The following is a 24,268-nucleotide window of genomic DNA, read 5'->3' on the forward strand; positions in this document are numbered from 1 at the left end:
GGCGGACGAACGGCGGTGCGCCCGCTATATTGGCCCCCTTCAACCCTTCGGACCCCGCAGAATGCCCGCCCAGACGCCCCAGACCCTGCATGCCTTCCGCGACGACGCGCTGGCCGACCACGACGCCGTGGCCCTGGCCCGCCTGGTCCGCTCCGGTGAACTGAGCGGCCGCGAGGTGGCGGCTGCCGCCATCGCCCGCGCCGAGGCCGTGGGCGCGCTCAATGCCGTGCAGGCCGAGGCCTACGAGACCGCCCTGCGCCGCAGCGCGCGTCCGGGCGCCTTCGGCGGCGTGCCGACCTTCGTCAAGGACAACACCGATGTGGCCGGCCTGCCGACGCGCCATGGTTCCGACGCCGTGCCGGGCAAGCCGGCGGCGGCCGACGGCGCCTTCGCCCGCCAGTACCTGGCGCAGGGCTTCACCGTGCTGGGCAAGAGCCGCCTGCCGGAGTTCGGCTTCAACGCCAGCACCGAGTTCCTGCGCCACGAGCCCACCCGAAACCCCTGGCACACCGACTACTCCAGCGGTGCCTCCTCCGGCGGCTCCGCGGCCCTGGTCGCGGCCGGCGTGGTGCCGATCGCCCATGCCAACGACGGCGGCGGCTCCATCCGCATCCCCGCCGCCTGCTGCGGCCTGGTGGGCCTGAAGCCCACGCGCGGCCGCTTCATCGACGGCGAATCGGCGCGCAGCCTGCCGGTGAACATCGTCTCCGAGGGCGTGGTGACGCGCAGCGTGCGCGATACCGCGCATTTCTTCGCCGGCATGGAAGGCACCTGGCGCAATCCCAAGCTGCCGGCCATCGGGCTGGTGGAAGGGCCGGGCAAGAAGAGCCTGCGCATCGGCCTGTCTTTCGACTCCATCAATGGCCATGCCACCGATGCCGAGACGCGCGCAACCGTGGCAGCGACCGCGAAGCTGCTGGAAGGCCTGGGCCACCGCGTCGAGGAACTGGTGCTGCCGGTGAAGCCCTCGTTCCCCGGCGACTTCCGCCTCTACTGGGGCATGCTGGCCTACTCGGTGTCGCGCTTCGGCAGCAAGGTCATCGCTCCGGGATTCGACGCTTCCAAGCTCGACAACCTCAGCCTGGGCCTGGCCGACATGTACCGGCGCAATATCCTGCGCACGCCGCTGATGCTCTACCGCCTGCGCAAGTCCTACGACGACTACGCCCGCATGTTCCGCAACTACGACGCCATCCTCACGCCGGTGCTGGCGCATGTGACGCCCAAGCTCGGGCATCTGTCGCCGCGCCAGGACTTCGAGCCGCTGTTCGACAACCTGCTGCGCTACGTCGGTTTCACGCCGCTGAACAATGCCGCCGGCAGCCCGGCGATTTCGCTGCCGATGGGCGCGAGTGCCGAAGGCCTGCCGATCGGCGTGCAGATCGCCGCCGCGCATGGCGCCGAGCGCACCCTGCTGGAACTGGCCTACGGCCTGGAGGAGGCGCAGCCCTGGCGGCGCATCCAGGATGTGTCCGCCCCCAAGCGCCGCCGCGCCCGCGCTGCATAGCCAGGAGAAGACCATGGTCATCAAGAAAACCGTGATCGACAACGCCAAGCTCGACCAGATCGTGGCGGATGCGCAGCGCAATGCCGCGACCCGCGACGCCGGCTACCGCGAGCGCGCACTCAAGATGTATCCCTGGGTCTGCGGCCGCTGTGCCCGCGAGTTCACGCGCGTCAACCTGCGCGAGCTGACCGTGCACCACCGGAACCACAACCACGACTACAACCCCGAGGACGGCAGCAACTGGGAGCTGCTGTGCATCTACTGCCACGACAACGAGCACTCGCGCTACACCGACAACGACGGCCGCAAGGCGTCCGGGGAAAGCACGCAGAACGTGGCGACCGGCAATCCGTTTGCGGATTTGAAGGCGATGATGGGGAAGAAGTCGTAAGCAGTTTTGAAGAACTGTCATACCGGCGGAAGCCGGTATCCAGTCATGCAGGGGCTACTCACGTCGAGGACTGGATGCCGTGAGTTCACAAACCAAATGCAACACCCTATTACGAGGGTGCTGCAATGGGACGCAAGAGCTTTGAGCAATTTGGAATCGAGGAACGGTGTGAAATTGCCCGCCGGCGCCAGGCCGGGGAGTCGATCCGGCAAATTGCGGCAGCTTTGGATCGCGCGCCATCGAGCGTTTCTCGGGAGCTGAAGCGCAACACCGGTGCCAAGGGTTACCAGAGTGTCTATGCCGGTGAGCAGGCGCGGGCGCGCCGCTGGCAAGGTAGCCGGCTACTGCGCTGTGCCGAGCTGCAGGAGCAGGTTCTGGAGGGGTTGCGCCGTGGCTGGTCCCCGGAGCAGGTATCGCGGCGGCTGGCCCAGCAGGGCCTGCAGATCAGCTACGAGAGCATCTATCGCTTCATTGCCGCCCAGATCGCCCGGACCAACGACTATGCCTGGCGTCTCTATCTGCCCCGAGCCAAGAGCAAGCGCGGGTTCCGCGGCCGCAAGGGCGGCAGCCCGGCAGAGCACATCCAGCAGCGGGTTTCGATCGAAAAACGCCCCAAGGCCGCAGCTGACCGGCGCCAGGCAGGACACTGGGAGGCCGACCTGATGCTCTTTGCGCGCTATGGCCAGGCCGTCCTGACCCTGCATGAGCGGACGTCCCGCCTGACCGCGATCGTGCGCCAGCCCAGCAAGGCTGCCGCACCGGTCGCTCAGACGCTCAAGGCCCTGCTAGCCCCGCTGCCCCCAGCCCTGCGCCGCAGTATCACCTTCGACAACGGCACCGAATTCGCCTTGCATCACACCCTGCATCAGCCCCTGGGTTTGCGGACCTATTTCTGCGATCCGCATTCCCCCTGGCAAAAGGGCGGCGTCGAGAATGCCAACGGGCGCTTGCGTCGCTGGCTGCCCCGGGGAACCAATGTCGAAGACCTCTCCCCAGACCAACTCCTGCAGATCGCTCAGATCTACAATCACACGCCACGCAAGTGCCTCGGCTTCAAAACCCCAGCCGAGGTCTTCGCCAAAGTGTTGCATTTCAAATGTGAATCCACCTGCCGGCTTCCGCCGGCATGACAATTACGGCTTCCCGCGCCCGAACTTCCCCGGCTTCCTTTCCGGCTTCTTCGGCGCCAGGCTCTCGCGCCAGGCCGCGATGCGCTGCGGCGACAGCTCGCGTACCACCGCGCAGCCCGGTTCGCGCTGGTGCCTGCAGTCGCTGAAGCGGCAATGCGCCGCCAACTGCAGTACGTCCGAAAAATCGTCCTCGACCCGCGCCTGTTCCTCCGACAGCTTCAGCTCGCGCAGCCCCGGCGTGTCGATCAGGCAGGCGCCGCCCGGCAGCCGCCGCAGGAAGCGGGCGGTGGTGGTATGCCGGCCGAGATCGTCCTGATGGGCCTGGGTCGCGCCGGTGCGCTGCGTCTCCGTGCCGAGCAGGCTGTTCATCAACGTAGACTTGCCGACGCCGGAGGAGCCGAACAATGCCAGCGTCTGTCCCGCCGTGAGCCAGGGAGCGAGCAGCTCCGGCGCCTGCGGGCTGCGGGCATCCATGGTGACCACCGCGGTGTCCGGCGCCAGGCCGGCGATTTCGCGGCGCTGCGCCTCGGCGTCCTGCGCGCGATCGAGCTTGGTCAGCACCAGCACGGGGGTGACACTGCTGGCCACGGCCATCAGCCGGTAGCGCAGCAGGCGCTCGGGGCTGTAGTCGCCGTCCAGGCCCATGACCAGCAGCGCAGTATCGACGTTGGCCACCAGCCGCTGGCGGCGTCCGTCCTCGCGCGTACGTTCCAGCAGGCTGCGCCGCGGCACGAGTTGCGTCAGCCAGTCACCCTCGTCCTGGTAGCGCGCCCAGTCGCCCACCGCCACGCCGTCGCCGGCCTTGGTCAGCTCCTGGTGCAGCGCGGGATGGTTGCGTGCGCTGAACTCGCGCTCGCCGTCATGGACACGGTACTCGCTGCGATGCTGCTCGATGATCCGCACCGGCCGGCCGGGGACCGGCGGCAGCTGCTCCAGCGCCGCCGCCAGCCCGGCGTTCCAGCCCAGCCTTGCCAGTTCGTCGCGGAGGGGATTGCCGGTCATGGAGTGTCGCGGGGGAAGGTGAGGACGGATTTTAGCCGGCCCGGGACTTCCCCGTTGCGCCGGCGCCCTACGGCTGGAAATTCAGCTCCACGCCCGCGAACCAGCTGCGGTCCGGTGCCGGCTCGAAGAAGCGCAGGTTGGTGTCGTTGACGATCACCGAGCCGGCGTAGGTCTTGTCGAACAGGTTGTCGACGCGCACGAAGGTCCCCAGCGAGCCGCGGCCGAAGGGACGCAGCCAGGCCAGGCGTGCGTTGACCACGCGGTAGGACTCGGCCTCGTCGCTGTTGAGGTCGTTGACCGGCACTGCGGCCGAGTGGCGGACGTCCAGCGCCGCCGACCAGCCGGGCAGGGCACGGCGCCAGGCCAGCTCCAGGAAGGCGTTGTGGCGGGCAATGCCGGGCACCTCGTTGCCCTTGCTCACGGTATTCACGATCGGGTTGGCGGCTGTGCCGGTGAGGTAGCTGAAGGTTTCGTCGAACTCGGCGTCGAGGTAGTCCGCCGCCAGCTGCAGCGACCAGTCGCCGGCGATCTTCAGCGCCAGGCTCGCTTCGGCACCGCGGCGTTGCGTGTCGGCGTTCTGGAAACTGGCACGGCCGCCGCTGCTGCGCGCGGGCACGATGTCGTCGTCGCTGCGGGTGTCGAACAGCGCCAGCGTGAACAGACCGGAACGGGGCAGGGCACGCTTCCAGCCGATCTCGAAGGTTTCGCTGCGCGCGGCGTTCAGGCCGAAGTTGAAGCCGGCAGAGCCATCGGACCGGTAGGACGCTTCGTTGACGGTCGGCGTTTCGAAGCCGCGGCCCCAGCTGCCGTAGAAACTGCTGGCCGAACACCACTGGTAGCGCAGTGCCAGCGCCGGCGTGGTGGCGCTGTAGCGGTGGTCGCCGCTGTCGTCGCTGTTCGCGCCGACGACATAGTGATCCTCGGAGTCGAACTCCACCTCGCTGTGCCGCACGGCACCGAGCAGGCTCCAGCGCTGCGACAGCAGCCACTCGCCGCTGAGGAACTGGTCGAAGCTGTCGACCTGGTTGTCCTCGTCGCGGCGCAACGCACCGCGCACGCCCAGCGTGCCGCCGACGAAATTCTCGTAGCCCTTGCGGTTCTCGTTCAGGGCCTGCAGCTGCAGGCCGGCGCTGAGACTGCCGCGCGGCAGCTTCATGGTGTAGCGCCCGTCGGCGCCATAGCCTTCGCGCTCCAGGTCGATCACGCCGCCGGAATGCGTGGCCGGCGCCTGCGCCCCCACCGGAATCGACTGGAACTGCAGCACACGGCGCGCATTGGCATACGTCGCCAGCTCCAGGCTGTCGCCGCCGGCGAACTGCTGCTCGTAACGCAGGCCGCCGACGCGGTCGTTGAGGCTCTTGCGCGTGTTGAACATCGTCGCGGCGGGATCGGCCTGGCGCGGGTCGGCGTCGAACTGGGCGCGGTTCAGGCCCAGCGGATCCTGCGCCTCCGGCTGCGACAGGCTGTTGAACAGCAGGCTGATGCGCTTGCCGGCGTCGACCTGCCAGCTGGCGGTGGCCGCCACCTGGTCGCGCTGCGCGGCACTGTGGTCGCGGTAGCCGTCGGTCTTGAAGCGCAGGCCCTCCACGCGGTAGCCGAGGCGCCCATCCAGCGCCTGGCCGGCGGCCGAGGCCGAGGCGCGCCAGGTATCGTCGCTGCCCATGACGGTGCGGGCCTCGTAGGTGGTTACCGCGGGTGGCGGCGCCGAGAAGGCGGCGATCACGCCGCCGGAAGCATTGCCGTAGGGATAGGCCAGCGGCCCGCGCAGCACTTCGACGTGGTCCAGCGAGGAGATCGACATGCTCGAGGGCTGACCCTGGCCGTCGGGCGCCGTCAGCGGAATGCCGTCGAGCCGCAGCTGCAGGCCACGCACGCCGAACGTGGAGCGCGCGCCGAAGCCGCGGCTCTGGATCTGCAGGTCCTGCGCATAGTTCTGGCGGTTGCGCACGTTGATGCCGGGCACCCGCGCCAGGCTCTCCGACAGGCCGATCTGCGGCTGGGTCCAGGACAGGTCCTCGGCGTCGACGCGGCCGATCGCGGCGGGCGCCTCCACCTCGGGACGGGGAGTGGGCACGCCGCTGACGACCACCGGCGGCAGTTCCACCGGCGCCTCTGCGGCGCGGGCAGCGGACAGGGTGAGCGGCAGCAGGCCGAGAGCGAGCAGGGAACACGAGGGAAGTTTGAGCATGCCGGATATTAGCCTGCCGGCACCACCGGATTGCTCACCCGAAATCAGGGGGTAACGGGCTTGCAGTTGGGTACCGGCTTGCTGCAGACGATCTCGCCGGAGCAGTACCAGCGTTCGCGACGCTCCAGCACCAGCGGCGTGCCGCCTTCGGCGGATACCACCGACTGCTTGCGCGGCGCATCGTGGCCGCAGCGGACCTCGGTCAGCGAGGGCTCGCCAAGCTGGCCGCAGTAGCGCCGGGCCTCGGTGCCCAGCAGCTCCCGCGCGTGGGCCTCGGACTCGAAGCTGATGAAGCCGCCGGAACGACCCTGTTTCACCACTTCATCGCAGTTCGCGGGTGGTGCGGCCAGGGCGGGCAGGCAGGAGAAACAGAGAACCAGGGCCAGCGAACGCGAGGAGACGGTCATGGGGGGCTCCGGCCGGGCGGGGGACCCATCTTAAGCCTCGTGGCGGCCATTTCTACCGCAGTCGGGGGATGAACCGGGCCGGGGACCGCGCCATGCTTGAAAAACATTGTTGAGGAAATGTTTTTGTCCGACAATGAATCCGGGGAGAGGGCCGCGCCTGGCGGCATAGCGAGGACAGCAAGATGAGCACAGACAACAGGAAGGGTGGCGATCTCAACGCGCAGGCGGAGACGCTCAAGCGCAGTTCCGCCGCCACGGCGCAGCGCAACATGATGACGATTCCCCGCCATGCCGACGGCTCGCCGCGCTACGCGCGCGGCTGGCACATGGTCGGCTGGAGCGATGAATTCCCGCAGGGCGAGCCGGTACCGCGCGACTACTTCGGCATGCGCCTGGCCTTCTTCCGTGGCGAGGACGGCAAGATCCGCTGCCTCGACGCTTTCTGCCCGCACCTGGGCGCCGACCTGTCGGCCGGCAAGGTCTTCGGCAACGAGTTGCAGTGCCCGTTCCACAAGTGGCAGTACCATGGCGACACCGGCAAGTGCGTGAAGATTCCGTACTGCGACAAGATCCCCGGCAAGGCCAGGACCCGCGTCTTCAAGACGCTGGAGATCAACGACACCGTGCTGATCTGGTTCGACCCGGAGGGCGGCGAGCCGGACTACGACATCCTGCCGCTGGAGGACTACAACGCCAAGGGCTGGACCCAGGGCTGGCGCCGTTTCAAGATCACCATCCGGACGCATCCGCGCGAAGTGATCGAGAACACCGTGGACAAGGGCCATCTGCTGCCGATCCACGGCTACGACGTCGACACCTGGCTGCCGGTCTGGGACGGTCACATGACCGGCGAGTTGATGTGGGGCAAGCACACGCGCCTGGCCGCCGACGCGCAGGACGACAAGCTCTACGTGCGCTCGCTGACCTTCGGACCGGCCTACCAGTACACTTGGCAGGCGCAGGACTCCAAGCAGTTCGACTCGGCCATCCTCACCGCCTGGTGCCCGATCGACGAAAGCACCATCGAGTACTGGTTCGGCGTGATCGTGAAGGCCAACTCCGCGGAGTTCCCGCCGGAGCACCTGGAGGCCGCCGCGCAGGGCTACTGCGAGGCCTCGTACCAGGCCTTCATGGAAGACGTCTACATCTGGGAGCGCAAGCTGTTCCGCCCCGAGCCGACGCTCTGCGCCAACGACGGTCCCATCGCCAAGCTGCGCCGTTGGTACAGCCAGTTCTATACCGACCGCGCGCAGGTCGACAACAGCATGTTCCGCAACAGCAATCTGAAGTGGACCGTGCACGACCTGCGTGACAACACCCAGGGGGTTCTCGCCGCTCAGAGCGCAGACTGATGTCTGCCGTAAGGCTGCCGGAGCGGCGAGGGCCTTCCACGCCCGATCCGCGGCCGGCGATCCCCAACGGCTGGCTCGGCATCGGCTACTCGCAGGACGTGGGGCAGGGCCAGGTGGTCTCGCGCCATATCCTGGGTCGCGACCTGGTACTGTTCCGCGGCAACAGCGGCGCGCTGAGCGTCGCCGACGCCTACTGTCCGCACCTGGGCGCGCACCTTGGCGGCGGCAGTGTTGTCGATGACTGCCTGCGCTGTCCCTACCATCACTGGCACTTCGGGCAGGACGGCGCCTGTACGCAGGTGCCGTACTCCAAGGTCGTGCCGAAAGCGGGCCTGAGCACCTGGCTCGTGCGCGAGATCAACGGCTTCATCTTCGTCTGGCACCACGCCGCCGGTGCGCCACCCTCCTGGGAGATTCCGCCGCATCCGGCGCTGAGCGATCCGAGCTACGGCTTCGTCGCCACGCGCGAGCATTTGTTCCGCGGCCACCCGCAGGACATCTCCGAGAACGGCGCCGACTTCGCCCACTTCATCGCCATCCACGGCTGGGACGGCGTCAAGCTGAAGTTCACGCCGGAAGGCCACAGCTACCGCGTGGGCTACGACACCGAGGGCGTGGACACCGGCTACGGCGAGGCCGGCACCGTTGAGGTCGATTCGCTGGCGGTCGGTCCCGGCTACACCTACACGCACTACAGCGGCGAGCGCGACTGGCTGATGATCAGCTGCTTCACGCCGGTGGACCCCGGCACGGTCTACCTGCACCAGCTTTACTACGCGCGCCGCGGCATGTCGCCGCAGCTGATGCGCAGCCTGATCGATGCGGTGTACGCGGAATGGCGCAAGGACATCCGCATCTGGGAAACCAAGGCTTATTGGGAAAATCCCGCCGTGGTCGCGGGCGACGGACCCATCGGCCAGTTCCGGCGCTGGTACCGGCAGTTCTATGTCTGACCGCCCGCTGCGCGTGATCCATTGCGGCACCGGCGTCGCCGGCCTGCAGGCGCTGCGCGCGATCCTCTCGCGTGACGGCCTGCAGCTCGCCGGCCTGCTGATCCATGGCGAGAAGCATGAAGGCGCGGATGCGGCGACCGTCGCCGGCAGTGGCGCACCCTGCGGTGTACTCGCCACGCGCGACTTCGACACCCTCCTGCGTACGCCGGCCGATGTCGTCTGCTACATGCTCCTGATTCCCGACGTCGACCAGATCTGTGCGCTGCTTGCCTCGGGCAAAAGCGTCGTGACGACGGCCGGCCTGATGCTCCCCGGCTGGCATTCGCGCGAGACCGAAGCGCGGCTGCAGCAGGCCTGTCGCGAGGGTGGCAGTTCCTTCTACGTCACCGGCATCAACCCGGGCTGGGTCGACGAGATACTGCCGCTGACGATGTCGGCGCTGACCCGCGAAATCCGCCACATCCACATCCTGGAGTACGCGGACTGTTCGAAGTACCCCGCGCCGCACATCCTCAGCATCATGGGCTTTGGCCGCAGCGCGGAAGACATCGAGGCCGGCAAGCTGCCGGACCTGGCGGTGATGCGCGAGTTCTTCACGCAGTCGCTGGCGGCGCTGGCACAAGGCCTGGGTGTGCAGCTCGACCGCATCGAGGACACGCGCGAGTACGCCTTCGCAGCGCGGGCTTACGACATCGCCGCCGGCCACATCCCGGCGGGCGGCATCGCCGGCCAGCGCTGGCGCTGGACCGGATCGGTGGGCGGCCAGGTCCGCATCGTTCAGGAAACCTACTGGATCACCGCCTTCGATCTCGGCGCAGGCTGGCCGGCCAGCGGCGACACCGACAACGACACGCAATGGCGCGTCACCCTGGAGGGTTCGCCGTCGCTGCGCTGCACTTTCCAGCCGCGCTACAGCTTCCTCGGCCGTGCGCTGGAGACGGTGCCCGACTACAACCCCTCGGGCCTGGCCACGGCCATGGCGGCGGTCAACAGCCTTGCTCCGGTCAGTGCCGCTGGGCCGGGCCTGCTGACCAGCGCCGATCTGCCGCTGCCGCGCGGGAGGCTGGCCGCATGATGCGCCACTCGCCCTATCCGAAGTGGGATGTCTTCTTCCTCATCTGCTTCGCGCTGTTCGTGCTCGTGGCCTTCGTTCACGAGCCGCTGTTCTACCTGTATTGCGGCTGGGACGGTCTGAAGCACGACAGTTGCAGCAACGCGACCGTCGCGGCGATCTGGAAGGGCTATGCCGCCTACGACCCGGTGTACTTCGACATGCCGCGCTGGATGGCGCTGATGATCGCCTTCGATACCGTGCTGCTGAGCCCGTTCTACGTCTGGTCGGTCTGGGCGCTGTGGACCGGGCGCGTCGACACGCCGCTGTACCGCAGTGTCGGCCTGGTGGTCTGCGGCGCGCTGGTCTACGCCATGGTGCTGTACCTGAGCTGGGAAGTGCTGGAGGCCGATACCTGGGGCACGGCGCTGCTGCCGGTGATCCTCTACAACCTGCCCTGGGGGCTGGTGCCCCTGCTCTATGCCGTGCGCCTGCACCAGGGTGCAAAGGTCGCGGAGGCTCGCGCATGAAGAAGCTGCGCGTGATCCAGTACGCCACCGGCGGCGCCGGCCGGCAGGCGATCCGCGGCATCGCCGCGCATCCGCAGCTGGAGCTGGTCGGCCTGCTGGTGCATGACAAAGCGAAGGTCGGCCGCGACGCCGGCGAGCTGGCGGGCATCGCGCCACTGGGCGTGTCGGCCACCGACGATGTCGAGGCGATCCTCAAGCTGGACGCCGACTGCGTCGCCTACATGGCGCTGTGGAACGACGTGGACCTGGTCTGCCGCATCCTGGAATCCGGCAAGAACGTGGTGACCACGGCCGGCCTGCTGTACCCGAAGTTCTTCGGCCAGGAACTGGTGGACCGCCTGGAAGCCTCCTGCCGCATCGGCGGAACCTCGGTGCACGGCACCGGCATCAATCCCGGCTTCTCCGGCGAGGTGCTGCCGCTGACCCTGTCGGTGCTCAACCGCCGCATCGAGCGCATCTTCGTGCAGGAGTTCGCCGACTACCGCACCTACGACTCGCCGGAAGTGAACCATGGCCTGCTGGGATTTGGCCGGCCGGTGGACGAAGTGCTGGCGAACAAGCACCCGAACTTCGACCTGGCGATGCAATTCTTCCACCAGTCCATCGCCATGGTGGCCGATGGCCTGGGCGTGGCATTGCAGCGCATCGAACAGACCGTGGACTACGGCATCACGCCGGGCGGCGCGAAGATCGCCTCCGGCCCGATCCCGCCGGGAACCATCGGCGGCATGAAGGTGCGCTTCTCCGGCATCGTCGCCGGCCAGCCGCTGATCCTGATCGAGCTGACCTGGGTCGCGGCCTACGACCTCGGTCCCGGCTGGCCGGGGCCGGACGACGCCAGCAACGACACGCAGTGGAGCGTGACCATCGAAGGCGATCCCTCTCTGCGCTGCACCTTCGAGCAGTCGTCGAGCTTCGAGCGCGCCGATCACCGCGAATCCCATACCGAGCCGGCGATGATCTGCACCGCCCAGCACGCTATCAACGCCATCCCTTATGTTTGCACGGCGGCGCCCGGCATCCGCACCTTCCTGGACCTGCCCCTGATGGCCGGCCGCCCGAACTGGAACTAGGGCTTGTTGACACTACCGCAATCGCTGCGATGCCCCCGAATTTTCGGCCAGGCAAGGCGCAACGCAAGGAGTTGGGGTTCCAATGACTGAGGAGCAACATGGCATGGCCGAAAATCCGGGGGCACCCCAAGGGGCGGGCCCGTTTTGGCGCATGGCGTCGTCCCGAGCCGCTTATGTACGTCTAGTACACCGCACGTCTCGGGACATAGCCCTGCGCCAAAACGGTCTCCGTCACAGCGATCCCGGTAGTGCCAACAAGCCCTAGGAGAAAACCATGAGTCGCTACGACCGCAAGAAGGGTGTCGAGGTATTCAACGAGGTCTACTGCGGCAAGGTGCCGCTGCCGGCGGAAGAGGGCCAGAGCCCGTTCCTCGACTACATGCTGGAGACCCTGTTCGGCACGCTGTGGGCCGACGAGACGCTGTCCATCCGCGACCGCCGCCTGCTGCTGATCGGCGCCATCGCCGCGCAGGGCGATCCCACGACGCTCACCATCCAGTTGCGTTCCGCCCTGTTGCGCGGCGAGCTGACCCCGGCGCAGCTCGACGCGGTGGCCGTATTCCTGACGCAGTACGTCGGCTACCCCAAGGGCTCGCAGCTGTTCACGGTCTGCAACAGCGTCAAGGCCGAAGCGCCGCAGAAGTAAGGACTCCGTGATGAACACCCTCAGCAGCACCTCCAGCGCCGCCAGCCGCGGCATCCCCGGCTACTGGTTCTCGCAGAATCCCGACAAGGCCTGGGGCGAGAAATTCTTCCTGCTGTTCCTGCCGGTGTTCATCGTCTTCAACACCGTGATCCAGCAGATGGGCTGGCTCGACACCGGCGATTTCTGGAACATCGCGCAGAACGTCCTGATGTGGGTGCCGTACTGCCTGCTGCTGCCCTGGTGGCTGCGCCGCAGCAGTGGCGTGCCGGCGGCCGAGAGCTACTGGCTCAAGTTCAACGTCTACATGGCCACCTACGTGTTCTGGTGCACGTATTTCCACACCGAGTACTTCTTCTCGGTGCTGGGTATCCGCTACCGCTTCCCGGAGGTCACGCTCTATTTCGACTCGGCCCTGCTGGGCCCCGCCGAAGCCACCGCGCGCGCGACCTTCCAGAAGATCCCGCCGAGCATGTACCTCAATGCCATCGCCTTCTTCATCGTCTACCACAGCGCCTCGGTGGTGATCATGCGACGCGTGCGCACGCTCACGCCCAAGGCCTCGCCGCTGCTGCGCAAGCTGCTGTGGGCGCTGACGGTGGCGGTCACGGCTTTTTTCTTCGCCTGGGCCGAGACCTTCTTCTACGTCAACGACGCGATCAAGCAGCACGTCTGGTACGTCGACATGGCGCGCATGCTCAGCATCGGCTCGGTCTGCTACATGCTCTACTTCCTGGTCAGCTTCCCCAATGTCTACCGCATGGACGAGGACGCCGCCGGCGAACGCTGGTCGCTGTACCGCTGCGCCATGGAGGCCTCGGCGGTGAGCATGGTGATCCTGTTCCTGCTCGACCTGTTCGCCTGGGTCTACGGGCCGATCGTGTAAAAGACGTTTTAATCCAGATACATACATCACTCCCGTCATGCCGGCGAAAGCCGGCATCCAGTCCCGGACGGGAGTAGCCATTGCAGGACTGGATACCGGCTTTCGCGGTATGACGATGGAGCTGAGGGAGACCTCGGCTCTTGTTTTCACCTAATTTCGAGAATATATTCGCAAAAGTATTCTCAGTATCGATCCGGACCAGCAGATGAGCAGTAGCGCGGCAGGCAAGACGGGCAGGGACAGGGCAGGGGCGGCGCCGCGCGTCGGCCGGCCGCCCAGCGTCACCGTGCCGCAGATCGTCGCCGCGGCGCTGGAACTGGGCCTGGACAACTTCTCGCTCAAGCAGATCGCCGATCACCTGGGCGTGGGCCTGGCGACGCTCTACCGCCACGTCGGCACGCGCGACGAACTGCTGCGCCTGGCCAGCTTCGAACTGATGCTGCGCCGCCAGGCGCCGGCCACGGAGTCCGCGCACTGGTCCGAGGTTGCCCTGCAGTATGCCGAGACGCTGCTGCAGTCTTTCCTGGCCGAGCCGCAGCTGATCACGGAACTGCAGCGCGGGCGCCTGGGCCCGCATGCCGAGGTCGACCTGCTGGAGAAGTTCCTCGGCGTGATCACGCGCCACGGCTTTAGCATCGACGACGGCGTGCGGCTGTTCCACGCCATCGGCACCCTCGTCGTGGGCACCGCCACCGGCATGGCCGGCCATCGCGCCTCCGAGGCCTCCGGCGAGTCCTGGAAACTGGAAACCCGGCGGGTGCTCGGCGCGCGCGACGACGACGAACTGCCGCTGGTGCGCCGTGCCTATCCGCAGTTCATCGAGCCCGGCATCGCGCAGTGGCAGTTCACCATCCGCAACCTGCTGGCCGGCGTTGCCGCTTCGCGCGGCGAGACGCTGCCTGCAGAACTTTCTCCGAAACCAGCGGCCGACAGAGCCGTGTCCATCAAGCGCAAGAGCCGCCCAGCCGGCTGACCACCGAGGAGTTTTCACCCATGACCGCCAGCACCACGCCAGCCCGCATCGAGATCGACGGCAAGATTTTCAATCCGTATTCGCGCGACTTCATCCGCTCGCCCTGGGCGACCTGGGACAAGCTGGTCAAGGAGTACCCGGTGGCCTGGCACAAGGACCTCAGCATGTGGGTCGTCAGCAGCCATGACGCGCTGATGGACATGCTCAAGGACAATCGCTTCTCCACCAACTACAAGCACTGGGAGTTCGCGCCGCTGCCCAAGCCGGTGGAGCAGCAGAACCACTTCGAGCGCGCCATCGACGCCGGCCTGTTCGCGGTGGAGCCCAGGGAGCACCTGCGCCTGCGCAAGCTGACCATGCCGGCCTTCTCCAAGCCGGTGATGGCCAAGATCGACGCCAAGATCCGCGACCTGATCGTGACCTGCTTCGACGAGATCGGCACGCCCGACCAGTTCGACGCTTTCTCGATGATCGCCGAGAAGCTGCCGGTGCGTTCCATCGCGCGCATGGTCGGCGTGCCGACCAACATGGAGAGCTTCTTCCACGATTTCGCGGTCAACGTGGTCAAGGCCACCCGCATCAACCTGCCGCTGAAGGAACGCGAGAAGGCGATGCAGGACACCCTGCCGGGCTTCCAGTATTTCCTCGACATCATCAAGGAACGCCGCGCGCTGCCGCACCCCGGCGAGGATTTCGTCGGCCAGCTGGTGGCGGCCTCCGACGGCGGCGATTCGCTCAACGACTACCAGATCGTCTCGGTGATCCAGGCCGTGATCGTCGCCGGCTCCGATACCGCCACCGACCTGCATACCTATGCCATCCAGGGCCTGCTGTCGAACCCCGAGCAGTACAAGCTGCTGGCCCAGAAGCCGGAGCTGATGGAGAACGCGATCATCGAGCTGCTGCGCTACGGCGCCTTCGGCAAGACGCCGCAGTTCCGCTTCGTCTCCGAGGACATCGAGTGGCGCGGCCAGCAGTTCAAGAAGGGCCAGTCGGTGCTGCTCAACCTGACCGCCGCCTGGGTCGACGAAGCCAAGTGGCCGGACGCGCGCAAGCTCGACATCCAGCGCCGCCTCGACGGCAACATGGTGTTCGGCGCCGGCGCGCATTTCTGCATCGGTACCTACCTGGTGCGGGTGCAGGGTGGCCTGATGATCCAGGAGCTGATGAAGCGCTTCCCCAGCGCCGAGCTGGTCAACGGCAATGGCGACGTCGACTACGACTACAACCACCACAACGCCCGGCGCATCAACAAGCTCCTGGTGAAGACCAACGTCGAAGCGGCCAGGAAAGCCGCGTAAATGGAACAGTGGATTTGCGTCATCTGCGGCTACATCTACGACCCGGCGGTGGGTATCCCCGACGCCGGCGTCGCCGCGGGCATCCGCTTCGAGGATCTGCCGGAAGACTGGATTTGCCCGGAATGCGGTTCGCCGAAATCGGCGTTTGAAATATACGTCGGCTGAAACCGACAACAGTCAGCCCTTGGGGACGGCGCCTTACGGGACGCCGTCCCTTCTTTTTAGGAGCGGAACAAACATGAAACACGCATCGACCTCGCGTTACCCGGCCCCGGCCGAAGTCGTCATGAAGATGTTCGCCGACCCGGCCTTCCACACGCGCAAGCTGGACGCGCTGGGCATGGCCGGCAAGTATGAGGTGCTGGAGCAGGGGGTGCAGGGCGACGAGTTCTTCATCCGCATCGAGCGCAAGGTGCCGATCTCGCTGCCCGGCATGAAGAAGGGCGCCGGCGAAAGCTCGGTGGCGCACGAAGAGCGCTGGAACACAAAGAGCCGCACCGGCAAGGTGCAGGTGGAGACGCGCGGCATCCCGGTGGCGATCTCCTGCACCGCATCGGTTCGCGACGAGGGCGAGGGTGCCGTGGTGCAGTACGACTGGCTGATCGAGTCGAGCCTGCCGCTGGTCGGCGGCACGCTGGAGAAGTTCGTGGTGGCCGACATGAACGGCCGCGCCGAGCAGGAAACCCAGGCGGGCATCGACCAGCTCTCCAATTACCGCTGAGGCTCGAATGCTTTTGTGGGAGCGGCTTTAGCCGCGATCTTTTTGATGGTTCTGCGAAAGGATCGCGGCTAAAGCCGCTCCCACGAGGTCAGCCACCTTTCGGCGCCTGCAACGCATCCCGCACCGCCTGGAACAGCTCGCGGTAGCACGGACCCTTGCTGCCGCCGCGTCCATGTTCCTCGTCGTCCGCCATCTCGTGGCGCGCGCGTTCCACCAGCTTGCGGAAGGCCGGGGTATCGGCGGCCGGGTAGACCTCGGCCCAGGCCACGATGCCCTTTTCGTCGGCCAGCAGGCGCTGGCGCCAGCGCTCCATCTCCTGCAGCAGCTGGATCGCGCGGTTCTGGCCCTGCTTGTACTCGGTCAGCGCACGGCGGAAGCGCTCCGGGTCCTCGTCGCGCAGCAGCTTGCCGATGTACTGCATGTGGCGCCGGCGCGCCTCGCCGTTCTTCAGGCGCTTGAGTTCGGCCATGGCCTCGCGCAGCGAGTCGCTCATTTCGATGGCGTCGAGCCGGTCCTGCGGCAGCTGGTCCAGCGCCGTGCCCATCTCCTGCAGCTCGAGCATGTCGCGCTTGAGCTGCGACTTGCTGGGGCCGGCGAAGAATTCGTCGGGGTTGAAATCAGGATCTTTACGTCGGCGCATGGGCAGGGACAGGGTGGCAATAGGCCATTTTAGCCGGGTGCAGGCCGCGCCGCCTTGTGAAAGGCTGTATCTACCGAGGAGAGGAGAGACCATGACGCGGATCACCGCGCTTTTGCTGGCCGGCCTGCTGGCCGCCTGCGGCAGTAGCCAGACCCCTGGCGGCGGCCTGAACGCGCCCAAGGCCTGGCCGGCGTCCGGCCCGGGCGAAGACCCGCCACCGGCCCCGGCCCCGATCGAGGCCGTCCTGGGTCAACTGGACCTGCTGCCGGCCCTGCTGCCGCCCGCCGTGGCCACCACCCTGTTCGACCCGGTCGCCGCCGGCGTCACCATCCGTGACCTGACCGACCCGGCCCTGGTCGCCTTCACCGTGCGCGCCACGCTGGCCCAGTTGCAGGACGGCTCGCGCCTGGCCCAGGTCTACCACTGGTATGGCCACCCGGCCTACAACCATGCCGTGGCGCAGGTGCCGGTGCATTTCAAGAATCGCCATGGCACCACCTTGTATGGGGAGATCGTGCTGCCGCGCCGGGGGCTGGTGCCGCCCGCGGCGGGGCCTTTCCCGGTGATCCTGGTGCTCGAGGGGGTCAACACCAACCTGGCGATGTACCGCTGGTGGCACCAGGTCTTCGCCGACGCCGGCTACCTGGTGTTTGCCTTCGATTTCAGCGGGCAGGGGCATTCGGAGGACGAGGCCGTAGGCGACCCTGGCGACAACGTCCACGACGCCCAGGACGCGCTGGACTACCTGCTGGGAGCCTCGCCGGTCGCCGGGACGCTGGACCGCCAGCGCATCGGCGTGGTCGGCCACAGCATGGGGGCAATCGCCAGCCTGGCCCTGCAGGCGGTGGAGCCGCGTATCCGTGCTGCCGTGGCCGCTGCCCCGATCAGCGAGGGGTCAGCCCCCTTCGACGCCAACCCGGTGCCGGTGATGATCCAGACCGGCGACCACGACGGCCCGGTGGCGCCGATCCCCTTCGTCAACCCGGCGGTGGTGCGGCCGGTCTACGAGAAGCTGCAGGGCGACCGTGCCTTCATCGTCGCCGAAGCCTCCTCCCATGCCCAGCACACCAATTACGCCCTGCTGCCGACCTCGTCCTGGGGCCTGGAGCTGGCCGGGCGCTACTCCCTGGCATGGATGGATTACCACCTGAGAGGGGACCGGGTCGCCCTGGATATCCTGCGTACCCCGCATCCACATCTTTCGTACCTGTGGGACAGCGAGGTCCGTATCGGACCTGATTCGGTCGTCATGCGCGGAAACGGAGCACTGCCGTAGCGGGAACCCCGACGGGGCGAGAAATACCATCGTCCAATTCGCGCAAACCCTTGAGTGACCGTTGATATTCCTCCTCGCGCTGTACTACTCTTCCGGCAGCATTCCAACTTCGCCAATTGCCGCCACCAGGGGTGGCTTCGGCACGTCGCGGGGGCGGGAACCAGCAAGTACGAGGCCTCGCAGGAGGCCCGGATATCAACGGGGTAGGGTTGGCGGGCCGGGGGATGCAACGCATTCCGCAGTGCCGTGAACCGGCGGCAGCCGCCGCGCAACAGGATTCGGGGAGTTATCTGATGGACAAGCGTGCCGCGACCGGTTTCGGCCTTCGGGCTTTCATCATGAGCATGCTGCTGGCCTTGGTCACGGCCTGCGGCGGCGGTGGCGGTGGCGGAGAGGTCAAGGTGGTCACCATCTCCGTGACTCCCGCGAACGCTACGCTCGGCCTGGGCTCCACCCAGGCGTACGTTGCCACGGGCAACATGTCCAACGGCAGCACCCGGAACCTGACCAGCCAGGTCGCCTGGTCCTCGACCTCGCCGGCCGTGGCCAGCATCAGCGCCTCCGGCCTGGTGACCCCCGCGGCGACGGGCAACACCACGATCCGCGCCGTGTTCGACGGCGTGACCGGCTCCACCGCCCTGACCGTGGTCCCCGGCTACAAGGAAATCCAGATCACGCCGGCCACGCCCAGCGTGGCCAAGGGCCTGGTGACCAACCTCACCGCCACCTCGGTGAACCGTGACGACACCACGTCCACCATCACCGCCACCGCCAGCTGGAGCTCGCTCAACCCGACCATCGCCGTCGTGGGCAACCTCGGCGCCAACAAGGGCCGCGTGACCGGCGTCAACGTTGGCACCGCCCAGATCCAGGTCAGCGCCAATGGCGTGCAGTCCACCGTGACCGTGACCGTGACCAACGCCACGATCAGCAGCGTGGCGCTCACCCCGGCCACCGCCAACGTGGGCCGCGGCGGCACCCAGAAGTACACCGCCACCGCCACCCTGAGCGACGGCAGCACCTCCGACGTCAGCAGCCTGGCAACCTGGACCGCGACCACGACCACGCCGGTCACCACGCCGGCCACCACCGTGGCCACGATCAGCAACGTCGGCCTGGCCACCGCCAGGGAAATCGGCAAGGCGCGCATCGAAGCCACCGTGAGCGGCTTCACGCCGACGCCGGTGGAGATGGTCGTCACCGCCGCCACCTTCAAGGAAATCCAGGTCGATCCCGCCGCGGCCAACGTACCGCGCGGCCTGACCCAGCAGCTCACCGCCACCAGCGTGCTGACCGATGGCACCACGACCGACATCACCGCCACCGCGAACTGGAGCTCCTCCAACGAGGCGATTGCCACGGTGTCGACCACCGGCCTGGTGACGCCGGTTGCGAACGGCAGTGCGACGATCACCGCGCGTGACGGCCTGCTGCGCACCGGCACCGCTGCCATCACGGTCATCGACGCCACCCTGTCCTCCATCCAGGTGGAGCCGGGCCCGGCCGTCAGCCTGCCCAAGGGCGGCTTCACCCAGCAGTTCACCGCCACCGGCATCTTCAGCGACAGCACCACTCGCGACCTGACCTCGCAGGTGCTGTGGACCTCGACCGTGCCGGCCAATGCCAGCATCAGCAACGCGGCCGCCACCAAGGGTCTGGCCACCAGCAGCGAGAACAGCCCCGGCACCACCAACATCACGGCCAAGCTCGGCAGCATGACCAGCCCGGTCACCGTGCTCACCGTGAGCAATGCCGACCTGGCCGCCATCTCCGTGACGCCGGCCAACCCGGTCGTGGGCCTGGGCAACACCCAGCAGTTCACCGCGACCGCCTCGTTCAGCGACGCCTCGCCGACCCGCGACGTGACCCAGCGTGCCACCTGGAGCTCGGCCGACGAGACCGTGGCCACGGTCAGCAACGCCGCCGACAGCAAGGGCCTGGCAGTGACCCAGAGCATCAGTGCAACCCCGGTGGCGATCTCCGCCAAGCTGGGCAGCGTGACCGGCAGCGCCAACCTCACGGTGAGCAACGCCACCCTGCTGAGCATCGAGGTCTCGCCAGAGGACTCGATCCTGCCGAAGACCTACACGCGTGCCCTGCAGGCCACCGGCACGTACAGCGATGGCAGCGTCAAGGACGTCACCGACATCGTCACCTGGATCTCCTCCAACTCCAGCATTGCCACGGTCAGCAACGTCGCCGGCAGCGATGGCGTGGTGCGCGGCGGTTCAGCTGGCACGGCCCGTATCACTGCCGGCGTCACCGTCAACGGTGCTTCCGTCAACGACTTCACCAACGTCACCGTCAGCGATGCGGTGCTGGAGTCGATCACGGTCACCCCGGGCACGGTGGTGCTGCCTCTGGGCATCGACCAGGCCTACACCGCCACCGGCATCTTCAGCGACGATTCGTCGATGGATCTGACCAGCCAGGTGACCTGGAGCTCGTCCGACAGCAACGTCGCGTCGATCAGCAACGCGGCGGCGACCCGTGGCCAGGCCACGAGCAACGCCGTCGGCGGCCCGATCGTCATCACCGCGACCAAGGGCACCATTGCCGGCACCACCACCCCGCTCACCGGCACCGCCAGCCTGCGCGTGCTCCTGGCCACGGTCGACACCATCACCGTCAAGCCGGACTCGCAGACCTGCGCAACGCCGCCGCCGGCGGGTGACGACACGGTGTTCCTGCCCAAGGCCTTCACGGCCGGCCTGATCGCCTGCGCCAGCTACTCCGACGGCGTGGTCCGCAACGTCACCACCCAGGTGACCTGGAGCTCGGACAACGGCGACGTGGTGACCGTGGGCAACGACACCACCAACCGCGGCGTCGTCAGCCCGGTGACCGACACCCGCACGGTGGTCAGGGCCTCGCTGGGCGGCAAGTCCGACTCGATCCCGGTGGAGGTGACCAACGCGACGCTGGTCTCCATCGTGGTGAGCCCGGCCGGCCAGTCGATCTTCAACAACACGGCCCCGATCCAGTTCGTTGCCACCGGCACGTTCAGCGACACCCGCACGCTGGCCATCACCCGCCACGTGACCTGGAGTGCCAGCGACAACACGGTGACGGTCAGCAATGCGGCCGGTAGCCAGGGGCTCGTCTCTCCGGGTCGCTCGCCGGGCCTGGCGCACGATGTCACGATCACCGCTGCCCGCGGCTCGATCAACGACACGGAAACCGTGAACCGCCGTGCCAACGCACCGGCGCCGTAAACCGGCAGCAGACCATGAAAACGGCCGCGAAAGCGGCCGCTTTTTTTGGGTGTGTTTCCTGCGGATGGATACTCGGCCCAGGCTTGCAGAAATACGGAACTCCGTTAGGAGTTCCAGCGCTGCTGCCCTAAAATAGTCGGCAGGGAGCTTGAGCCTGCGAATCCTGTGGCAAGCGTGGCGCCGTAGCTTTAGTCCCGGTCGTCTTGCAGCTTGCGCTTCAGTTGCTTGTCCATCTGCCGGAACAGCGGCTGGCTCAGGCGGGTCACCACGCCGGGCAGTGCAGCCATCGCCAGGCCGCCGAGCGTGCCCATGGGGCTGCTGACGCGGGCCGGGCGCTTGGCCGCCGCTTCCACGATCCACCCCGCGGCCTTGGCGGTGTCCATCATCGGCATGTGCTTGTAGATCGCGGTCTTCGAGGACATCGGCGTGCGCACCATCGGGAAATACACGATGGTGCTGGTGACGCCCTTGTGCGCCAGCTCGGCGTTCAGCGAGCGCGAGAAGGATTCCAGCGCGCTCTTGCTGGCCAGGTAGGCCGAGAACAGCGGGATTGGCACCTGCGAAGACATGGTGGAGATGTTCACCACATGGCCGCTGCCCTGTTCCAGGAAGCGCGGCAGCAGGCGCAGCGTCAGGCGCAGCGCGCCGAAGTAGTTGATCTGCATCGTGCGCTCGTAGTCGTGCACGCGGTCCAGCGCCTCGCGGATCGGGCGGCGGATCGACCGCGCGGCGTTGTTCACCAGCACGTCGATGCGCGGATGCTGCGCCAGGATGGCGTCGGCACAACGCTCCAGGTCGGCCGGGTCGGCGAGATCGCAGGCGTGGATGCTGGCCCGGCCGCCCTCGGCCTCGATCTCGCGCCGCACGCGCTGCAGTTCCTCTTCACGCCGGGCCACCAGGCAAAGCTGCGCTCCCGCCCGGGCCAGCTGTTTGGCCGCTTCCTCGCCGATGCCGCCGGAGGCCCCGGTCAGCACGATGGTCTTGCCGTACAGGTCCATGGTCTCTCCTCCATGAAAGTCGATATGGACGGAGTATCGGCCAGCTCAAGAAGCGCGGCATTGACCGTAGAAACAGCAAGGCCTCGCCAGTGGCGAAGCCTTGGAGATCAGACACCACGACGGTAGAGCAGCAGTCCGCGAATGAACGCAAATTAACGCGAATTGGTTGGACTATTTGCGTTCATTCGCGTGCATTTGCGGACTGCAGGGCCTTTTCAGTGGACGGTCTCCACCGCCCCCAGCACCGGCAACTGCACCGTCCCGGAGACCCGGACCGCGGGCAGCAGCGGGTTGCGCGCGATGATCAGCGGGTACTGCGGCAGGCTGGCGGCCGTGACCAGCAGGTCGATACGGTCGCCGGCATTGAGCTTCACACCGATGCCGTTCAGTTCGATCGTATGCGTGCCGAAGCCTCGCACCGGGCGCACCTGGTCGCCCAGGGTCTCCAGCTGCGAGGGCAGGGCGGCGCGGCTGCGCGCCAGCGACACGAACACGAAGGCGTCGTCCGTGGAAACGCCCAGCGGCAGGCCACCGGGCAGGCCCGGGATCGGCAGCGGGTTTTCCAGCGTCAGCGTCGAGGTGGGAATGCCGGCGACGACCGTCCCGTCCTCGGTGGCGGTGTACAGCGTCACCGGGGTCAGCGAGACCGGCAGCAGCAAGGGCACCAGCGTCGCCGGCACATCGGCCTGGGTGCCGCCGGTCTTGATGCGGTTCACCACCACCCCCTCGGCGTTGGAGCTGAGCGTGATGCAGTGTTCCGGCACCTCGCGCAATGCCGCGATCGCAGCCGGGTCACGCTTGAGCTTGGCGTCGAACCACTGCAGGCTCAGCGCGCCGGCCTCCCAGGGGCCGCAGCGGGAAAAGTCCGAGGGGCCGGAGAGGCCGCCCGAGATCAGGCCGACGCCGCCGGGCAGCACGTGGCCGATGTTGTAGGTGAGCAGGCGCACGTCGCCGCCGGACTCGCTGAGGCACTCGTAGTTGGCCTTGGCTTCGTTGAGGTTGAACAACGCGTCGTACATGCCCTGGAAGAACAGCGCATCGACCCTGGGCGGATGCACCGCGGCGCGCTTGCCGACCTGGGAGACGCCTTCGCAGAAGTAGCGGTTGCTGTGGTAACGCAGCATCGCCTGGTCCTCTTCCGTGTAGCGGTTGTCGGTCAGGCCGTGCTGCAGCACCGCCAGCACCGAGGGATCCATCTGCAGCCCGCTGAGCACCTCACCGGCCGCGGTCAGCGCCAGGCCGTAGCCGGACTTGGGCACGTCACCGGAGCCGAGGCTGTACGACAGGTCGTACCAGGTGATCTGCGGCACGATCGCGTCGAGGCGGTGGCGCGGGTCGATGTTGTTGAGCATCAGCTGGTAGCCACCGCCGTAGGAGCCGCCGTAGGCGCCGAGCACGAGGTTGCCGTCGCGGCGCGCGGTCCAGTCGAGGTTGGCATCGATCCAGTCGACCACCTGCAGCAGGTTGGCGCCGTCCTTGTCGGGGTCCATGATCGTGACCGTGCCGCTGGACGTGCCGAAGCCGCGCTGGTCGAAGGACACCACGGCGTAGCCGGCGTCGGTGTACTGCTTCGAGGTCTGGATGTTGACCAGCGGAGTGCCGGCCGGCGCGGCGAAGTTGCGCATCGCCGCGGTGATGCGCGGAATGGAGAAGCCGGAACCGTGCAGCAGCACCGGATACTTCTGGCCGCCAACCAGCTGCGCCGGCTCGTGCACGGTGAAGACGATGCGCTCGCCGTCAGTCGCGGTCAGCGTGACGTCGTAGCTGCGTCCGGCGCGCTCGCTGCCGGCGGCAGGGCCGGCCTGGCCCTGGCCATCGGGGGCGGGCAGGGGTGGGAGGTTGCCGGAGCCGTTGTTGCCGCCATCGCTCCCGCCGCTGCTGCCGCAGGCGGACAGGACCAGGCAGCCCAGGCTCAGCAGGACGGCTGCGAATTGCTTCATGTGTCTCTCCTCAGGGTCGCGCTTATGTCTTGAAGCCGGTCTGTGGCCGGTTGGGGCCATTCTAGGAACCCCTGAATCACCAGTCATTTGC

Annotated in this window: 22 protein-coding genes; 16 read left to right on the forward strand and 6 right to left on the reverse strand. The window is 67.3% G+C overall.

Annotation, left to right across the window (positions count from 1 at the left end):
* The first annotated feature begins 61 nt into the window (after positions 1-61).
* From D0B54_RS08440 to D0B54_RS08450, 3 genes are all read left to right on the forward strand, one after another.
* A complete protein-coding gene (locus tag D0B54_RS08440; protein WP_117290898.1) occupies positions 62-1,507 on the forward strand; it encodes an amidase in 1,446 nt (481 codons plus the stop codon).
* Positions 1,508-1,520: 13 nt separating this feature from the next.
* On the forward strand, positions 1,521-1,898 hold the full coding sequence (locus D0B54_RS08445) for a YajD family HNH nuclease (protein ID WP_117290899.1): 378 nt from the start codon (positions 1,521-1,523) through the stop codon (positions 1,896-1,898).
* Between the two features lie 125 nt (positions 1,899-2,023).
* A complete protein-coding gene (locus tag D0B54_RS08450) occupies positions 2,024-3,028 on the forward strand; it encodes an IS30 family transposase (protein ID WP_117290900.1) in 1,005 nt (334 codons plus the stop codon).
* 3 nt (positions 3,029-3,031) lie between these two features.
* On the opposite strand, the gene rsgA is transcribed toward D0B54_RS08450, so the two are convergent.
* From rsgA to D0B54_RS08465, 3 genes are all read right to left on the reverse strand, one after another.
* Complete coding sequence (gene rsgA / locus D0B54_RS08455; RefSeq protein WP_117290901.1) at positions 3,032-4,030, reverse strand: ribosome small subunit-dependent GTPase A; 999 nt, start codon at positions 4,028-4,030, stop codon at positions 3,032-3,034.
* A gap of 67 nt (positions 4,031-4,097) precedes the next feature.
* Positions 4,098-6,218 carry a TonB-dependent receptor family protein gene (locus D0B54_RS08460; RefSeq protein ID WP_117290902.1) on the reverse strand — a complete coding sequence of 707 codons (2,121 nt, stop codon included), beginning with the start codon at positions 6,216-6,218 and terminating at the stop codon, positions 4,098-4,100.
* Positions 6,219-6,262: 44 nt separating this feature from the next.
* Positions 6,263-6,625, reverse strand: a complete 363-nt coding sequence (locus D0B54_RS08465; protein WP_117290903.1) for a hypothetical protein — start codon at positions 6,623-6,625, stop codon at positions 6,263-6,265.
* A gap of 182 nt (positions 6,626-6,807) precedes the next feature.
* Between D0B54_RS08465 and D0B54_RS08470 the strand changes: the two genes are divergently transcribed.
* The 11 genes from D0B54_RS08470 (at position 6,808) to D0B54_RS08520 (ending at position 16,108) form a co-directional block, all read left to right on the forward strand.
* Positions 6,808-7,977 carry a Rieske 2Fe-2S domain-containing protein gene (locus tag D0B54_RS08470; protein ID WP_117290904.1) on the forward strand — a complete coding sequence of 390 codons (1,170 nt, stop codon included), beginning with the start codon at positions 6,808-6,810 and terminating at the stop codon, positions 7,975-7,977.
* Entirely contained in the window at positions 7,977-8,930 is a 954-nt protein-coding gene (locus tag D0B54_RS08475; protein ID WP_117290905.1) for an aromatic ring-hydroxylating oxygenase subunit alpha, read from the forward strand. The genes D0B54_RS08470 and D0B54_RS08475 overlap by 1 nt, the downstream gene beginning before the upstream one ends.
* Complete coding sequence (locus D0B54_RS08480) at positions 8,923-10,005, forward strand: NAD(P)H-dependent amine dehydrogenase family protein (RefSeq protein WP_117290906.1); 1,083 nt, start codon at positions 8,923-8,925, stop codon at positions 10,003-10,005. The genes D0B54_RS08475 and D0B54_RS08480 overlap by 8 nt, the downstream gene beginning before the upstream one ends.
* Entirely contained in the window at positions 10,002-10,511 is a 510-nt protein-coding gene (locus D0B54_RS08485; RefSeq protein WP_117290907.1) for a hypothetical protein, read from the forward strand. Before D0B54_RS08480 ends, D0B54_RS08485 begins: the two co-directional genes overlap by 4 nt.
* Positions 10,508-11,584, forward strand: a complete 1,077-nt coding sequence (locus D0B54_RS08490; RefSeq protein WP_117290908.1) for an NAD(P)H-dependent amine dehydrogenase family protein — start codon at positions 10,508-10,510, stop codon at positions 11,582-11,584. Before D0B54_RS08485 ends, D0B54_RS08490 begins: the two co-directional genes overlap by 4 nt.
* Positions 11,585-11,858: 274 nt before the next feature.
* On the forward strand, positions 11,859-12,230 hold the full coding sequence (locus tag D0B54_RS08495) for a carboxymuconolactone decarboxylase family protein (RefSeq protein ID WP_117290909.1): 372 nt from the start codon (positions 11,859-11,861) through the stop codon (positions 12,228-12,230).
* Between the two features lie 10 nt (positions 12,231-12,240).
* A complete protein-coding gene (locus D0B54_RS08500) occupies positions 12,241-13,113 on the forward strand; it encodes a hypothetical protein (protein ID WP_117290910.1) in 873 nt (290 codons plus the stop codon).
* A gap of 205 nt (positions 13,114-13,318) precedes the next feature.
* The gene (locus tag D0B54_RS08505) at positions 13,319-14,086 is read left to right on the forward strand and encodes a TetR/AcrR family transcriptional regulator (protein ID WP_117290911.1); all 768 of its coding nucleotides are present in this window, start codon (positions 13,319-13,321) and stop codon (positions 14,084-14,086) included.
* A 20-nt stretch (positions 14,087-14,106) separates the two neighbouring features.
* On the forward strand, positions 14,107-15,387 hold the full coding sequence (locus D0B54_RS08510; protein WP_117290912.1) for a cytochrome P450: 1,281 nt from the start codon (positions 14,107-14,109) through the stop codon (positions 15,385-15,387).
* The gene (locus D0B54_RS08515) at positions 15,388-15,552 is read left to right on the forward strand and encodes a rubredoxin (protein ID WP_117290913.1); all 165 of its coding nucleotides are present in this window, start codon (positions 15,388-15,390) and stop codon (positions 15,550-15,552) included.
* Between the two features lie 73 nt (positions 15,553-15,625).
* Positions 15,626-16,108 (forward strand): DUF2505 domain-containing protein, encoded by a 483-nt coding sequence (locus D0B54_RS08520; protein WP_117290914.1) that lies wholly within the window; start codon positions 15,626-15,628, stop codon positions 16,106-16,108.
* An 88-nt stretch (positions 16,109-16,196) separates the two neighbouring features.
* Here D0B54_RS08520 and yjgA read toward each other — a convergent pair whose 3' ends face one another.
* Complete coding sequence (gene yjgA / locus D0B54_RS08525) at positions 16,197-16,748, reverse strand: ribosome biogenesis factor YjgA (protein ID WP_162932304.1); 552 nt, start codon at positions 16,746-16,748, stop codon at positions 16,197-16,199.
* A gap of 91 nt (positions 16,749-16,839) precedes the next feature.
* Here yjgA and D0B54_RS08530 point away from each other — a divergent pair, with 91 nt between their 5' ends.
* Both D0B54_RS08530 and D0B54_RS08535 read left to right on the forward strand, forming a co-directional pair.
* The gene (locus tag D0B54_RS08530; RefSeq protein ID WP_117290916.1) at positions 16,840-18,024 is read left to right on the forward strand and encodes an alpha/beta hydrolase family protein; all 1,185 of its coding nucleotides are present in this window, start codon (positions 16,840-16,842) and stop codon (positions 18,022-18,024) included.
* Between the two features lie 293 nt (positions 18,025-18,317).
* Positions 18,318-21,239, forward strand: a complete 2,922-nt coding sequence (locus tag D0B54_RS08535; protein ID WP_162932305.1) for an Ig-like domain-containing protein — start codon at positions 18,318-18,320, stop codon at positions 21,237-21,239.
* A 188-nt stretch (positions 21,240-21,427) separates the two neighbouring features.
* On the opposite strand, the gene D0B54_RS08540 is transcribed toward D0B54_RS08535, so the two are convergent.
* Together D0B54_RS08540 and D0B54_RS08545 are read right to left on the reverse strand one after the other, a co-directional pair.
* A complete protein-coding gene (locus D0B54_RS08540; protein WP_117290918.1) occupies positions 21,428-22,237 on the reverse strand; it encodes an SDR family NAD(P)-dependent oxidoreductase in 810 nt (269 codons plus the stop codon).
* A gap of 215 nt (positions 22,238-22,452) precedes the next feature.
* Positions 22,453-24,177 carry a CocE/NonD family hydrolase gene (locus D0B54_RS08545; protein WP_162932306.1) on the reverse strand — a complete coding sequence of 575 codons (1,725 nt, stop codon included), beginning with the start codon at positions 24,175-24,177 and terminating at the stop codon, positions 22,453-22,455.
* Positions 24,178-24,268: the final 91 nt, after the last annotated feature.

This window comes from Solimonas sp. K1W22B-7, from assembly GCF_003428335.1.
Taxonomy (GTDB): domain Bacteria; phylum Pseudomonadota; class Gammaproteobacteria; order Nevskiales; family Nevskiaceae; genus Solimonas_A.